The sequence below is a fragment of the Paenarthrobacter sp. NEAU-H11 genome, from assembly GCF_050573415.1.
GTDB lineage: Bacteria > Actinomycetota > Actinomycetes > Actinomycetales > Micrococcaceae > Arthrobacter.
Genome location: NZ_JBNZGA010000003.1, coordinates 106,526 through 117,731 on the forward strand (window position 1 = coordinate 106,526; position 11,206 = coordinate 117,731).

Here is an 11,206-nt window from a genome sequence, read left to right on the forward strand (position 1 = left end):
CGGCCCAGCCACCCATCGCGTATGGGGCAGGGCCGACCGGTTCCGGGGGCCCTGACGGCGCCTCGACGTCCACTTTCATGCCGAGGCCGAGTCAAAGCCTTGTCGGCCTTGGCACAACGAACGTACTCTTTTAGAGAACCAATAGTTCTCTAAACCGGGGCCCAATGGACCGCAAGCAGCGCCGCAATCCCGCAGTGTCCAACAGCCATTCGTGCGGCACTTCCGGGAATCCTGCCTGTGATGGTTCTGGGGGCCATTGGACCAACGGCCGCTCCGCCCCCCTCTGTCCCCAGGGAGTCCCGGATGCCTGAAAAATTCACCGGGATGCTCGCCGACTTCGGTGCCGCGGACCTGGCGTTGGCTGGCGGAAAGGGAGCCAATCTCGGTGAGCTCGTGCGCCACGGCTTCCCTGTTCCAGCGGGCTTTGTGGTCACAACCGCCGCCTACGCCACCCTGCTGGCAGAAACCGGCCTGGGCGCCGAACTGGAAGGGTTGCTCGAAGCCGAAAACGCCGGAGCACGGATCCGCGCGCTGTTCGCCGAATCCCACGTGCCGGCGTGCGTCACCGCTGATATTGCGGCGGCTTACGCCGCGCTGGGCGGCGGTCCGGTGGCCGTGCGTTCCAGTGCCACCGCCGAAGACCTGCCAGGAGCCGCCTTTGCCGGGCAACAGGACACTTTCCTGAACGTTGTCGGCGAGCAGGCAGTGACCCGTGCCGTGGTGGAATGTTGGGCTTCGCTGTGGACGGACCGCGCCATCGCCTACCGGCAGCGCCAGGGGATCAACGCGCGGGAAGTGTCGATTGCCGTCGTCGTGCAGGACATGGTGCCGGCGGACACCGCGGGAGTCCTGTTCAGCGCGAACCCGGTAACCGGCGAGCGCGGTGAAATCGTGGTCGATGCCAGCCCCGGCCTGGGCGAGGCCGTGGTTTCCGGACGCGTCACGCCGGAACACTACGTGCTGGACCGTTCGGGCCGGACAAAATCGTTCATCCCGGGCGCCCATGAGGTTGTGATCCGGGCCCTTGCCGGCGGGGGCACCCGGGAGAGCGCCGGCACGGGCAGCCGGCAGGCTGCCCTCGGCACAGGGCAGTTGGCGGAACTGGCGCGGCTGGCAATACGTGCCCAGGATCATTTCGGCCGGCCGCAGGACATGGAATGGGCCATCACCGGCGGGCGCCTGTACGTGCTCCAGTCGCGGCCGATGACCGCCCTGCCGCCGCAGCCACTACACCTGAACCCGTTCCAGCGCCTGATGGGTCCGTTCTTCCTGGAGATGTTCCAGGAACGTCCGTATCCCCTGGACGTGTCCGGCTGGATGCAGCGCGGCATTCTGGCCATGCTGCACGGCATGGCCGGAAGCGTCGGCGTCGTCTTCCCGTCGGTGAACGACTTGCTGCCGGAGGAGGACGGTGTGGTGGTCCGGCTGGTTCCTCCGGTGCCGCACCCTACACTTCGCACGCTCGGCGCACCTGTTTCCGTGGTGCGCCGGGCCCGCCGGTTCAATCCAACCCGGTGGACCCGGGACAGCAGGTTCGCCACATTCCTGGAGAACGTCCGGCGGCTCAACGCCCAAGACCCCCGGACCTTGGCCTGGCGAGGGGTGATCGGGCTCGCGGAGGACGCCTTCGCCACGATGCGGGGGATCACCGAGCTGCGGATCTCGTACCTGCCGGGAGCTTTCCTTCCGCAGGCCAAGCTGCGCCTGATGCTCATGCTGCTGGGCAAGAGGCACCTTGGCCCGGCACTCATCGCCGGCGCGGAAACCCGCACCAGCCAGGCAAACCGTGCGCTGGAGGCTCTGGCCGACCAGGTCCGGTCGCATGGCACGCTGGCCCGGGCCTTCACGGAACTTGAACCGGGCGAACTGCTTTCCCGGCTGGAGCACGATCCTGAATTCAAGGAGTTCCACGCACAATTCCAGGCATTCCTGGCAGAATACGGCCACCGTGAAACCGTCAGCGTGCTCTTGTCCAGTTCACCAACCTGGTCCGATGCCCCCGAGGTGGTTCTAGGCCTGGTCACCTCCATGATGGGAGAGCGGCGGCCGGCCGCAGACCAAACCGGCCAGGCCCTTGCGGAACTGAAACGTCATCCCGCCCTGCGGATCGCGGCCCTGCGGCGGCACCTGCTGTCCGCCGTCGACGCCGCAAAAGCCGGGACCGCCTTCCGCGAAGACAGCCACTTCTACGCCACCATGGTGCTGCCGCCGCTCCGGCGCGCGCTGTCCGAACTGGGCCGGCGGCTGTGGGATGCCGGGGTGCTGGCTGATGCGGCCGATGTCCAGCACCTGCGCTTTGAAGAACTGGCGGGAATGGACGACGGCGGCGCGCTGCCTGCCGCCGAGAGGGAACGCTACCGCCGGCTGGTGCTGGCCAGGGCCGCGAAACGCCGGGAACTGGAAGGCATTCCGCTGCTGGACACGGCAACGCTGTTCGCTCACATGCGTCCGGCGCCCGGAACTCTGGTGTCCGGCATGCCCGCCAGCCGCGGCCAGGCCACCGGGACGGTGAGGATCATTCGCGGGCCGGACGAATTCCGACTGCTCCGCAGCGGCGAGGTCCTGGTCTGCCCCTACACCAACCCATCCTGGACTCCCCTGTTCCAGCGCGCGGCCGCCGTCGTGGTTGACGCCGGCGGAATCGCCTCCCATGCTGCCATCGTCGCCCGGGAATACGGGATCCCCGCCGTCATGGCCACCGGGTCGGGGACCCGTGACCTGCAGACCGGCCAGCTGGTCCTGGTGGACGGCACACGCGGACAGGTCACGGCGGCTGCTGCGGAGCCGTCGTCGTGACCGCCGGAGCCGGTCCGGACCATCGAAAGCTGCCGCGCCGGCGCGGCGCGGTCCTGAACAACGCGATCTTCGATGCCGTCCTGGCAGAGATCGCCGAATCCGGATACTCTGCGCTGACTATGGACCGGGTAGCCGAACGCGCGCGCGCAAGCAAAGCCTCGCTCTACCGGCGCTGGCCCGGCCGCGCCGCCCTGGTACTGGACGCCGCCTACGCCTCTATGCATGGCCCGGACACCGTCCCGGACACCGGCAGCCTGCGGCTGGATACCTTGACCGTCATGCGGCAGGCTGCCCGGCTGCTGGAAGGGACCGTTGGACAGGCCGTTCGCGGAGTGTTGGGGGAGGCCTTGCAGAACCCCGAAGTTGCCGCAGAAGTCCGTGAGTTCACGCATGGAAACGCCAGCAGGATGATGCATGAGATCCTTGCCAGCGCCGTAAGACGGGGCGAATGCGATCCGGACCTCGTGACTGGCTTCAGGCTCGAGGCCGGTCCCGCCCTGCTGCGGCAACGGTTCATCTTCGGCTCCGGCCCCATCGAGGATGACTTCCTGGTGGGAATTGTGGACGAAGTGGTGCTGCCGCTGTTCGGCCTCGACCCGGGGCACACCTGGCGGGCACCTGAAACTGTAACTGAAGGGGGGCTGCGCCCGTGAAACCTTCCACCATTGTTTTCGACGTCAATGAAACCCTCTCGGACATGTCCCCCCTGGCAGGCAGGTTCGAAGAGGTAGGTGCACCGGCGTCCCTTGCCAAGCTGTGGTTTGCCACGCTGCTGCGCGACGGCTTTGCCCTCACCGCAGCCGGCGGCAAGGGGTCTTTCGCCGAGATCGGCGCAGAGGCCCTGCGCGGCCTGTTCGCCGGCATGGACCTTGACAGGGATCCTGACGCTGCGGTGGAGCATGTGATGGCAGGACTGGCAGGGCTTGGCCTGCACCAGGATGTCCCGGAAGGAGTGAAGGCACTCAAAGCTGCGGGGTTCCGGCTGGCCACCTTGTCCAACGGCGCTACCGGGGTTGCCGAGAAACTGTTCAACGACGCCGGGATCAGGGACAGCTTTGAACTGCTGCTCTCCGTAGAGGACGCGCCGGCCTGGAAACCGGCACGGGCAGCCTACGGGTACGCCGCGTCCACGTGCGGCGCAGCGCCCGATGAGCTGCTGCTGGTGGCCGTTCATCCCTGGGACATCCACGGGGCCGCGAAGGCCGGCCTCGGAACCGCATGGATCAACCGGTCCGGCGTCCAGTACCCCAAGTATTTCCAGGCTCCGGACTACACCGTGCCGGCGCTGGACCAGTTGGCTGCTGCCCTGGTCTGAGATGGGCCCGGAACGCAACGGGCGCCGTTGGCATGTCAGGCAAACCCGGAACCCAGCACGTGAATGCAGTCAGCCGCGCCCCGAGCAGACTGGACAAACTTCCCGCAGGAGACCCTCGACCGGCTCTGCCCTTAGGGCGGATGCCGCGGGACTCCTGCGGCACCCAGGGAGCGCCCGCCGCAGGGACTGTCCGCCCGCCGTCGGACGTTCTTCAGGCTCCACGCGGAGTGATCGTGGCGCAGCACTGCCCCGGGCTGTTGTTGGCCGCAACCCGTTCTTCCGGCTCGCCGCTGCCGGCCGCCGCCCCGCTGAGAAAGGCCCCGTTCATGGCACAGACGACACCTGGGTGCCCCTCCGAGAGGCGGTGGAAGGGGCAGTTGGGCAGCGTGAACCCGCCGCTGCCGTCGGGATTGGGACGGTAGCCGAAAGCGACGAGGAAGTCCTCCAGGCCCTGGCTGTCCGCGGCCAGCGCCTTCCCCTTGGCATAGGCGGTGGCGAGGAGAACGTCCCGCACCGGCTGGTTGGTTGCCGCCGCCTCGTCGATGGCCGCTGCCATCAGCTCCCCGGCGAGGTCGTAGTTCCTGTCCGGCACCGAAACGCCCACTTCACGGGCAGCGGCCCGGTACACCTTCGAGGGGCGCCCGGACCCCGGCCCGGACTTACCCGCCGGCTTGTGGAACTCCACGGCAAGCAGCCCGTCGGCCACCAGCCTGTCCAGATGGAATGACACGGTACTCCGGGGAAGATCCGTGGCGTCAGCAGCCTCGTCCCGGCTCAGCGCGGCAGGAGCAGCGAGCACCAGCTCATACAACTGCCGCCGCTTTTCGTCCCCGAGGGAGGACAGCGCCACCACCCGGCGTGCCCACGGAAGCCTGGTCATGCCCGCACCTCTTTCTAAAAAGATTCCTCTTGTTTAAATCTACGGCACTTTCTAAAATCAAGATATCTACTTTTAGAAGGAGTCCATCATGACAACAAGAGCAGCCCACACGCCGGCGCAGGCACAGGCACAGGCACAGGACCTAAGAGGGGAACACCAGGCCTTCCTTTTGCTCCGCACGGTCTTCACGGTTGCACCGATCGTTTTTGGGCTGGACAAGTTCACCAACCTGCTGGTCGACTGGACGATCTACCTCGCCCCGGTGGCCACGTCCATCGTGCCCCTGCCCGCCCAGACCATCATGTATGTGGTGGGCGTCGTCGAGGTGATAGCCGGCATTGCCGTCGCTGTGCGTCCGCGGTTCGGCTCACTGCTCGTGGCCGTCTGGCTTCTCGGCATCATCGTCAACCTCCTGGTTCTCGGCGGCTTTTACGACGTGGCATTGCGGGACTTCGGGCTCCTGGTCGGCGCACTGGCCCTGAACCGGCTCTCCCCGGGGACAGGCATCTTCAGGTGAGCTGAAATGGACTGGCAAGGGTGGGCGCTGGGCCCACTCGTGCAGGCCCGGCGTCCAGCCCGCCATTTCGAATACGATCTTGTGATGGCCCGCCTCATCGCTCCGGACGTTACTTACCACTCCTCCTGGCTGGAAGGAGCCGTTGAGTTCGACGGCGCCCGGCGTGACGGCGGAGGCGCAGAGGACTGGCCCCTGGAGCAACTCAAAAATCCCCAAGCTTTCGGCCGCTTCGTGGACGCGCTACTTAGAGACGCACTGCCGGAGACCCCGCGCAAGCCGGGGCATGTGCCCTGCACCTACCTGTGGATCGTTGAAGACGGCACGTTCCTTGGCTCACTCGCCATCAGGCACGAACTGACCGACTTCCTCCTCAACGAGGGCGGGCACATCGGCTACAGTGTCAGGCCCTCTGCACGGCGCCGCGGCCATGCAGCCAGGGCGCTGGCTGATGCCCTGCCGATCGCCCGGGAACTTGGAATCCAGCGGGTCCTCCTTACCTGCGATGAGGAAAACGCAGGCTCCCGGGCCACCATCGAAAAGAACGGCGGCATCTACGAGGACACCCGCAACGGCAAACGCCGCTACTGGATCGACACGGCGTAACCGGTCCGCGGAGGACAGGGCTGCGGTTGGAAGTCGCGATGCGCGTTCATGCTCCAGCGTTGGTCTGCGCTAATCCGAGGGCAGGGGGCTGGCCTGGATGATGATGTTGGTCCCCCACAGATCCTCGGTAAAGCAGGTAATCAGGACAAGCCTGCCCGGGACCCTGTCCCAGATCGCGCTGTCCCTCAGGGTGTCCTTGTACTCCGTGGTGATCTCATCGACGGTGAAGACCAGCGGCCCTTGCGCCGTGGATACGGTCAGCCGATCGCCCGGCTGCGCGCGTGAACTGATCCCGTTGAAGGGGGAAGGACGCCCCTCCCAGCTGTGCCCGACGATGTACGTGGTGTTGGTGGAGCCTGGACCAGGTGTGCCGTACGGGGTCAGCCAGTAAGCGTCCGGAGTAGGGGGAGGAACAAGGGAGCCAAGGCTCGCCTCCTGCTCCGTAAGAGAGAGCGGCAGGACGGCTTGGTCCATCTCCACCGCGGGGTAAGCGATGTGCACGGGCTGCGAGGCGGCAGCTTCCTGCAGTGGACCATGTTCCACCGAGGGGGACGGCGCCTCTGCGGCAGCCGACAGAGACGATTGCGGCAGGGCCTCTGGACTCAGGGTCTGCGCGGACCCGCCGCCCAGGATTGCCGCCGCTAAGCCTGCCGCCCCCACGAGGGAGAGGACGGCTTTCCGCCGCAAGCCCTTGGCCCTAACTGCTCCGACGCCTTCCGAGCACCCGCCTGGCTGCAAAGACGATGGCCGCGGTCACGGCAAGGGCCGCCATGACTATTCCGAGGGCCTCCTGACCTCCAACTGGGAGGCCCGCTGCCGTATCAATGTTCGTGCCCTGGTTCCGTCCCCCTGCACCAGTACCGGCCAGCGGGACAGCTGCTGCAGGCGCGGAGGAACTGGCGCCGTTGGCACCTGGCCCATTGCCCGCTGCTCCACCTGCTCCACCTGCGGTTGTCGGCGTCGGGCTGTCGACGGTTGTTGCAGTCGGCGTCGCTGTGGCGGACCCTGATGCTGTCTCCGTAGCAGTTGGTGTGCTGGTTGCCGTCGCAGTCGCAGTCGCAGTCTCAGTCGGGGAGGCCGTCTCCGTGGGCGTTGCCGTGGGCGTCGGTGTGCCCGAAATGGGCGGTGTGGTTGCGGCTGGCGTGCAAGCCGGGTTGGTGATCACGTTTGTGTCCAGGGAGACCTGACCGTTACGGGCGAGAACCCGGCCCTCCACAACGGCGTTGGTCTCCGCTGTTATGGAGGTGAGGGCAAGAATGGAACCTTTGAAACTCGATGCGGTACCCAGGGTGGCCGAACTGCCTACCTGCCAAAACACATTGCAGGCCTGGGCGCCGTTGGTGAGGATGACGCTGCTGGCTGACGCGGTGATCAAAGTCGACGCCACCTGGAACACGAAGACGGAGTTGGGGTTGCCCTGCCCGTCCAGGGTGAGCTGTCCGCTGAGGGCCAGCGAACTGGTGGACCTGTAGACACCTTCAGTCAACGTCATGCCCACAAGGTCCCCTGCAACGCTGGTGGTCAACGGCTGCCCTGCTGCGGCGTTATAGGCAGTGGTCAGGTCCGACTGCGCTTGCACCGCAACCGCATCTGCCGCATGGATGGCCCCCGCCGTAATCCCTGGCGGAAAGCCTGTGATTGCAGTCCCGGGGCTGACGCCCAGGTCCCCCTGGAGGGTGGATGGGCCGGTGTTGGTCACTGCGGAGCCGGCGAGCACGGAGTAGGAGGTGGCAGTGCCCAAACCCACCGGCGTGGCAGCGAAGGCGGGTGACTGCTGCCAAACCCAGGCGACCGCCAGGATAACAACTCCGGCTGCACCCCCTGCCATTGCTGTTTGCCGGCGCCGGGATGCCCCCGAGGTGTGTCGTTGTGACCCGCGTCGTTGCGCAGAGCAGTGTTGCATGGCAGTTCCTTCCCCCAGCGGGCAAACGCCCCAAAGCACTGCCTGACAAATTGTGAGGGAGCGATACCTGCGGACTCTACGCTTCAAACGGTGGTCCGCCTACGGTCTCCGCAAACTGCGGGAAGACCCCGGAGGAACCTGGGAACGGCCGGCGCGGTCCCTAGTCCCCATCGTGGCTGGTCAGGGCGGGCTCCCGCGCCACTCCCAGGCCCTTGAGGGCGCACCTGGAACCCAAAAGAATTATTCAAGTCCCTGGATGTGTCGCAGTTGCAGGGCATTTACGCCGAACGTTCCGTCCCTACCCCGCCGGCCGCAGCGACGTGATCATCCGCTTGATGTCCGCATACTCCGGCGTCCCCGCATACAGCTTCGCCTTCTCCAGGTACGGCAGCGACGGGTCGCCCGGCGTCAGGTTCAGCTCGGGGTTGTAGAACGCCCCGAACGTGGCGGCGTTGGGCGGCCAGTTGAAGAAGTGGAACATATAGCAGGCCGAGTCACCTTCGGGAAGGGGCGCGGTGGTGATGCCGTAGGCCGCTGCCGGGGTATCCGGCGGGCCTGCTGCGATGTCGTTGCCGCGGGTTTCGAAGGTGTACCGCGGAACGGTGCCGTATTGCGCCAGCTGCGGCATCTCCTGCGATTCAAGGACCGAGTAGGGGTACTTTTCGGTGCACGTGGAGCCGGTGGCCATGTTGGTGCGCAGCGTCGCCAGCAGCCGCCCATCCTCGCTGGTCACCTCGGCGAATGCCCCGCCGCCCTCGGCCAGCTCCCCCGCCGGGTCCTTGATGTTCCATGTGGAGGGCAGGTCGAACGCCAGGTCGCGGGCCGCCGTGGTGTAGGTGGTCCAGGAAGCCGACGGCGAGGCAACGGAGGGGCCACCGGAGGCACTCGGCGAAGGTGCCGCCGTCGTCGTTTGCGTGCGGGTTGTCGTGGCGCTTGCCGTTGCGGTAACGCCCGACGACGTCCCCTGCGGTTGGCTGGCTTGCCCGCCGCACGCGGTGAGCAGCGAAAGCGAAAGAAGTAGTGCCGCGCCGGGCCACGCTGACCGCTTCATGACATCTACGTCCCCTTCAATGCACCCTGCGGTGCGGGCTGCTTCGGCGACCGGACCGCAACGATGGTGAACACGAAGGCGATGACTGCCGTGACCACCAGCAGCATGAGGCCGATGAAGTAGCTGTTGTCCGCTGCGTTGTAGGTGGCTCCCATGACCAGCGGCGGGAAGTAGCCGCCCATTCCACCGGCCGCGCTGACAATGCCGCTGATGCTGCCCACCTTCCCCTGTGGCGCGAGCCTGCCCACCCAGGCAAACACGCCACCGGCGCCCAGGCCGAGCGATGCCGCCATGGCCACGAAGGTGAGGCCTGCCGGGATCTCGCCGTCGGGCCGCAGGTTCACGATGAAAGCCAGGACCGCGATGCCCGCCAGCGACGTGAGGACCACTGGCTTGGACCCGATTTTGTCCGCGGCTGCTCCCCCGATGGGCCGGAACAGGACCGCCGCCAGGGCGAAACCCGCAGTTCGGGTGCCTGCAGCAGTGGGATCGAACTGGTAGATATCCCGGAGGTACGTGGGCAAGTACGTGGCGAAGGAGACGAACCCGCCAAAGACGATGGCGTAGAGGAAACACAGCTTCCAGGTGACGGCGAGCCCGGCCGCGTCCTTGAGTTTCGGGATCACCGGCGCGGTGTTCCGCTTCCAGTCCGGGGACTCCTTCAGGTTGAACCAGATCACGGCCCCCATCACCACCAGCAGCCCGGCAATCAGCAGGTGCGTGGGCAGGTAGCCGATCCAGGTCACCAGGCGCGGGGTCAGGAAGGCCGCCAGCGCGGTCCCGCCCATCCCAGCGCCGAAAACGCCCGTCGCGAAGCCGCGCCGTGAGGGTTCGTACCAGGCGGAAACAAAGGGAATTCCGACGGCGAACACGGTACCTGCGATGCCCAGCAAGAGGCCGGCGCCCAGCACCACGGCGTAGGAACCGAGGGTGCCGCCGAGGGCCACCAGCAGGACGGGCGGGACACTGCCAAGCAGGACAACCGTGAACATGACCCGGCCGCCGAAGCGGTCCGTGAGGGCGCCCATCACGATCCGGCCCAGCGCTCCCACAAAAATGGGCATGGCTACCAGCACCGCTGTGGAGGTGGGGTCCAGTCCCATCCCCTGGGTGTAGCGCGCGCCCAGCGGCGCCACGATGTTCCACGCCCAGAAGGCGGTGACCGAGGCGGCAGTGGCCAGGGCCAGGTTCCGTCCCTTGCCCGGGTGGGAGGTTTCAGTGGGCTGGGCGGCTGCGGCCATTGTCTTCTCCTCTCACCGGTTCCGGGTGTCCCGGTCCTGGGTCCCGACGGCGGACCAGCCGCGCCGGACGCTGGGGGCGTTGGGATTCTGCGCGGCCTTGCCGCCCGCCCCGGTTCCGGCCCTCCGGCCCGGGCGTCCACCGGCCGCAGCACCTGCCTTCACCCGGTCCCGCGAGCGGTACACGATGTACGGGCGGAAGAGGTAGTGGAACGGTGCAGTGAAGGCGTGGACCAGCCGGGTGAACGGCCAGATGATGAACAGCGCCATCCCCACCAGCGTGTGCAGGTGGAAGGAAAACGGCGCGGCGGCCATGGCTGCGATGTCCGGCTGGAAGATGAACAGCGAACGGAACCACGGAGCCACGGTTTCACGGTAGTTGTGCGCGTGCTCGCCCTCGAACACGCTGGCCAGCGTGGTCCACAGGCCGAACACGATGGCGGCAGTGAGGACCACGTACATGGTTTTATCGTTCTTGGTGGTGGCCATGAACACGGGCCCGGTGGTGCGGCGCCGGTAGATCAGCAGGACGATCCCGCCCAGGGTTCCCACGCCCGCGATCCCGCCCACGAACAGGGCGTTGAAGTGGTAGAAGTCCTGGCTCATCCCCACCGCCTCCGTCCAGGACATCGGGATAACCAGACCGAAGAAGTGCCCGGCGATCACGGCGAGCAGGCCGAAGTGGAACAGCGGCGAGGCGATCCGCAACAGCCTGGATTCGTAGAGCTGGGAGGACCGGGTGGTCCAGCCGAACTGGTCGTACTTGTACCGCCAGACCAGCCCGCCCGCCAGGACCACCACCATCACGTAGGGCAGGACACCCCACAGCACAGTGTCCAGGGCAGAGAGTTCGACGGCGGCTCCGGGCTGTGTTTCAAAAGGCAGCGTTTCAAAGGTCACCAT

Annotated in this window: 11 protein-coding genes; 5 read left to right on the forward strand and 6 right to left on the reverse strand. The window is 66.7% G+C overall.

Annotated features, from left to right (window positions below):
* The first annotated feature begins 303 nt into the window (after positions 1 to 303).
* The 3 genes from ACQ3DC_RS05215 to ACQ3DC_RS05225 are packed head-to-tail and all read left to right on the forward strand — an operon-like array spanning position 304 to position 4,111.
* Positions 304 to 2,796 (forward strand): PEP/pyruvate-binding domain-containing protein, encoded by a 2,493-nt coding sequence (locus ACQ3DC_RS05215; RefSeq protein ID WP_430751733.1) that lies wholly within the window; start codon positions 304 to 306, stop codon positions 2,794 to 2,796.
* Positions 2,793 to 3,449 (forward strand): TetR/AcrR family transcriptional regulator, encoded by a 657-nt coding sequence (locus tag ACQ3DC_RS05220; protein ID WP_430751734.1) that lies wholly within the window; start codon positions 2,793 to 2,795, stop codon positions 3,447 to 3,449. The genes ACQ3DC_RS05215 and ACQ3DC_RS05220 overlap by 4 nt, the downstream gene beginning before the upstream one ends.
* On the forward strand, positions 3,446 to 4,111 hold the full coding sequence (locus tag ACQ3DC_RS05225; protein ID WP_430751735.1) for a haloacid dehalogenase type II: 666 nt from the start codon (positions 3,446 to 3,448) through the stop codon (positions 4,109 to 4,111). The genes ACQ3DC_RS05220 and ACQ3DC_RS05225 overlap by 4 nt, the downstream gene beginning before the upstream one ends.
* A 211-nt stretch (positions 4,112 to 4,322) precedes the next feature.
* Here ACQ3DC_RS05225 and ACQ3DC_RS05230 read toward each other — a convergent pair whose 3' ends face one another.
* A complete protein-coding gene (locus ACQ3DC_RS05230) occupies positions 4,323 to 4,991 on the reverse strand; it encodes a helix-turn-helix transcriptional regulator (RefSeq protein ID WP_430751736.1) in 669 nt (222 codons plus the stop codon).
* 88 nt (positions 4,992 to 5,079) lie between these two features.
* On the opposite strand from ACQ3DC_RS05230, the gene ACQ3DC_RS05235 reads away from it, so the two are divergent.
* Both ACQ3DC_RS05235 and ACQ3DC_RS05240 read left to right on the forward strand, forming a co-directional pair.
* The gene (locus tag ACQ3DC_RS05235) at positions 5,080 to 5,508 is read left to right on the forward strand and encodes a hypothetical protein (protein ID WP_430751737.1); all 429 of its coding nucleotides are present in this window, start codon (positions 5,080 to 5,082) and stop codon (positions 5,506 to 5,508) included.
* Between the two features lie 84 nt (positions 5,509 to 5,592).
* Positions 5,593 to 6,111 (forward strand): GNAT family N-acetyltransferase, encoded by a 519-nt coding sequence (locus tag ACQ3DC_RS05240; protein WP_323057449.1) that lies wholly within the window; start codon positions 5,593 to 5,595, stop codon positions 6,109 to 6,111.
* A gap of 69 nt (positions 6,112 to 6,180) precedes the next feature.
* On the opposite strand, the gene ACQ3DC_RS05245 is transcribed toward ACQ3DC_RS05240, so the two are convergent.
* The 5 genes from ACQ3DC_RS05245 to narI all read right to left on the reverse strand — a co-directional run bounded on the left by ACQ3DC_RS05245 (position 6,181) and on the right by narI (position 11,206).
* On the reverse strand, positions 6,181 to 6,798 hold the full coding sequence (locus ACQ3DC_RS05245; RefSeq protein WP_323057450.1) for a class F sortase: 618 nt from the start codon (positions 6,796 to 6,798) through the stop codon (positions 6,181 to 6,183).
* A 10-nt stretch (positions 6,799 to 6,808) separates the two neighbouring features.
* Positions 6,809 to 7,939 (reverse strand): ice-binding family protein, encoded by a 1,131-nt coding sequence (locus tag ACQ3DC_RS05250; protein ID WP_430751738.1) that lies wholly within the window; start codon positions 7,937 to 7,939, stop codon positions 6,809 to 6,811.
* A gap of 373 nt (positions 7,940 to 8,312) precedes the next feature.
* Positions 8,313 to 9,065, reverse strand: a complete 753-nt coding sequence (locus ACQ3DC_RS05255) for a hypothetical protein (RefSeq protein WP_323057452.1) — start codon at positions 9,063 to 9,065, stop codon at positions 8,313 to 8,315.
* A gap of 5 nt (positions 9,066 to 9,070) precedes the next feature.
* On the reverse strand, positions 9,071 to 10,306 hold the full coding sequence (locus ACQ3DC_RS05260) for an MFS transporter (RefSeq protein ID WP_323057453.1): 1,236 nt from the start codon (positions 10,304 to 10,306) through the stop codon (positions 9,071 to 9,073).
* A gap of 12 nt (positions 10,307 to 10,318) precedes the next feature.
* A complete protein-coding gene (narI, locus tag ACQ3DC_RS05265) occupies positions 10,319 to 11,206 on the reverse strand; it encodes a respiratory nitrate reductase subunit gamma (protein WP_430751739.1) in 888 nt (295 codons plus the stop codon).

What these genes read in the sequence shown, in the direction of transcription:
- ACQ3DC_RS05240 (WP_323057449.1), top strand. Translation starts at nt 5,593, where the DNA reads ATGGCCCGCCTCATCGCTCCGGACGTTACTTACCACTCCTCCTGGCTG.
- narI (WP_430751739.1), bottom strand. Translation starts at nt 11,206, where the DNA reads ATGGTGACCTTTGAAACGCTGCCTTTTGAAACACAGCCCGGAGCCGCC.
- ACQ3DC_RS05260 (WP_323057453.1), bottom strand. Translation starts at nt 10,306, where the DNA reads ATGGCCGCAGCCGCCCAGCCCACTGAAACCTCCCACCCGGGCAAGGGA.
- ACQ3DC_RS05230 (WP_430751736.1), bottom strand. Translation starts at nt 4,991, where the DNA reads ATGACCAGGCTTCCGTGGGCACGCCGGGTGGTGGCGCTGTCCTCCCTC.
- ACQ3DC_RS05255 (WP_323057452.1), bottom strand. Translation starts at nt 9,065, where the DNA reads ATGAAGCGGTCAGCGTGGCCCGGCGCGGCACTACTTCTTTCGCTTTCG.
- ACQ3DC_RS05250 (WP_430751738.1), bottom strand. Translation starts at nt 7,939, where the DNA reads ATGGCAGGGGGTGCAGCCGGAGTTGTTATCCTGGCGGTCGCCTGGGTT.
- ACQ3DC_RS05235 (WP_430751737.1), top strand. Translation starts at nt 5,080, where the DNA reads ATGACAACAAGAGCAGCCCACACGCCGGCGCAGGCACAGGCACAGGCA.
- ACQ3DC_RS05215 (WP_430751733.1), top strand. Translation starts at nt 304, where the DNA reads ATGCCTGAAAAATTCACCGGGATGCTCGCCGACTTCGGTGCCGCGGAC.